At 74.4% G+C, this 355-nt stretch carries 1 protein-coding gene; it reads right to left on the bottom strand.

Annotation, left to right across the window (positions count from 1 at the left end; genetic code table 11):
- Window positions 1–355 (bottom strand): ATP-binding cassette domain-containing protein (locus L995_RS08855; protein ID WP_047471069.1); only part of this gene is annotated, 355 nt, incomplete at both ends.

Consider the following 355-nt stretch of genomic DNA (forward strand, 5'->3'; position numbering starts at 1 on the left):
CCCAGCCCGCCCTCGCCCAGCCGCGTGTCCAGGCCCTGCGCCATGGCGCGCACATCGCCGGCCAGCCCGGCGACTTCCAGCGCCGCCCACAGCGTGTCCTCGGCGGCCTCGGGGCAGGCCAGCAAAAGGTTGTCGCGCAGGCTGTCCTCGAACAGTTCGGTGCGCTGCGTCATCCAGGTGCAGCGCCGGGCACGCACGGCGCCGGCCAGCGGCTGGAGCTCGCCGGCCATCAGGGACAGCAGCGTGGTCTTGCCCGCGCCGCTGGCGCCCAGCAGGGCGACACGTTCGCCTTCGGCGATACGGATGTCCTGGGCCAGCACGGCGGCACGGGGTGCCACGACCTGCTCCAACGCGG

This window comes from Delftia sp. ZNC0008, from assembly GCF_000799035.1.
GTDB lineage: Bacteria > Pseudomonadota > Gammaproteobacteria > Burkholderiales > Burkholderiaceae_C > Comamonas > Comamonas tsuruhatensis.